1 protein-coding gene is annotated in these 1,843 nt (G+C 65.9%); it reads right to left on the bottom strand.

Annotated elements, in window-relative coordinates; genetic code table 11:
• Window positions 1-1,843, bottom strand: a 1,843-nt coding sequence (locus ACK5IN_RS06400; RefSeq protein WP_416895367.1) for an ATP-dependent Clp protease ATP-binding subunit, incomplete at both ends; no start/stop codon positions are given.

Genomic DNA, 1,843 nt, shown 5'->3' with positions numbered 1-1,843 from the left:
GTTGCTTTGCCGCGAGCGACACCTCGATAGTGAGGTCGCGATCCATCAGCCGCTCGGAGAGGCGCTTAATGAACAGATCGACGATCTGCAGCAGCTCCTCCTCGTTCAGCTGCGGGAACACGATCGTCTCGTCGACCCGATTGAGGACCTCCGGCTTGAAGTGCTTCTTCAGTTCTTCGGTGACCTTCGCCCGCATCCGGTCGTAGGAGATGCCCTCGTCGCCCTCCACCTGGAAGCCGACCGGGCCGCCCGAGATGTCCTTCGTGCCGAGGTTCGTCGTCATGATGATGACGGTGTTCTTGAAGTCGACGATGCGCCCCTGCCCGTCGGTCAGACGCCCCTCCTCGAGGATCTGCAGTAGCGAGTTGAAGATGTCCGGGTGCGCCTTCTCGATCTCGTCGAACAGCACGACGGAGAACGGCTTGCGCCGCACCTTTTCGGTGAGCTGGCCGCCCTCTTCGAAGCCGACGAATCCGGGGGGCGCGCCGAACAGCCGCGAGACGGTGTGCTTCTCGCCGTACTCGCTCATGTCCAGCGAGATGAGGGCGCCCTCGTCGTCGAACAGGAACTCCGCGAGCGCCTTGGCCAGCTCGGTCTTGCCGACCCCGGTGGGCCCGGCGAAGATGAACGAGCCGGAGGGCCGCTTCGGATCCTTGAGGCCCGCGCGGGTGCGGCGGATCGTCTTGGACAGCATCGAGATCGCCTCGTTCTGGCCGATGACCCGCTCGTGCAGGGCGTCCTCCATGAAGATGAGTCGCGCGGACTCCTCCTCGGTCAGCTTGAACACGGGGATGCCGGTCGCCGCGGCGAGCACCTCGGCGATGATTCCCTCGTCGACCGTGCCGGTCGAGCCCATCTCGCCGGCCTTCCACTGCTTCTCCAGCCGCAGTCGCTCACCGAGCAGCTTCTTCTCCTCGTCGCGCAGGCTCGCGGCCTTCTCGAAGTCCTGCTCCTCGATTGCCGCTTCCTTCTCGGTGCGCACGCCGGCGATCTTCTCGTCGAACTCGCGCAGCTCCGGCGGGGCGGAGAGGATGCTCAGCCGCAGGCGCGCGCCGGCCTCGTCGATCAGGTCGATCGCCTTGTCCGGCAGGAAGCGATCCTGCACGTAGCGGTCGGCGAGGTTCGCGGCGGACACGATGGCGCCGTCGGTGATCGAAACCTTGTGGAACGCCTCGTACTTGTCGCGCAGCCCCTTGAGGATGTTGATCGTCATCGGCAGGTTGGGCTCGTCGACGTTCACCGGCTGGAAGCGGCGCTCCAGCGCGGCATCCTTCTCGAAGTGCTTGCGGTACTCGTCCAGCGTCGTCGCACCGATCGTCTGCAGGTCCCCGCGCGCGAGCAGCGGCTTGAGGATGTTCGCGGCGTCGATCGCGCCCTCGGCGGCACCGGCCCCGACGAGGGTGTGGATCTCGTCGATGAACACAATGATGTCGCCGCGGTTGCGGATCTCTTTGGTGACCTTCTTCAGCCGCTCCTCGAAGTCGCCGCGGTAGCGCGAGCCCGCGATGAGCGAGCCGAGGTCGAGAGTGTAGAGCTGCTTGTCCTTGAGAGTCTCGGGCACCTCGCCCTTGACGATCGCCTGCGCCAGCCCCTCGACGACGGCGGTCTTTCCGACGCCGGGCTCACCGATCAGCACGGGGTTGTTCTTGCTGCGGCGGGAGAGGATCTGCATGACCCGCGCCATGTCCTTCTCGCGCCCGATCACGGGGTCGAGTTTGCCGTCGCGCGCCGCCTGGGTGAGGTTGCGCCCGAACTGGTCGAGTATCTGGCTGCCCTTGTCGTTGGATGCGTCGTTGCCGCCGACCGCGACCTGCTCCTTGCCCTGGTAGCCGGAGAGCAACTG

Source organism: Microbacterium sp. (genome assembly GCF_047971895.1).
In the GTDB taxonomy this organism is placed as follows: Bacteria; Actinomycetota; Actinomycetes; order Actinomycetales; family Microbacteriaceae; genus Microbacterium.
This window is presented reverse-complemented; position numbering and strand designations above follow the sequence as displayed.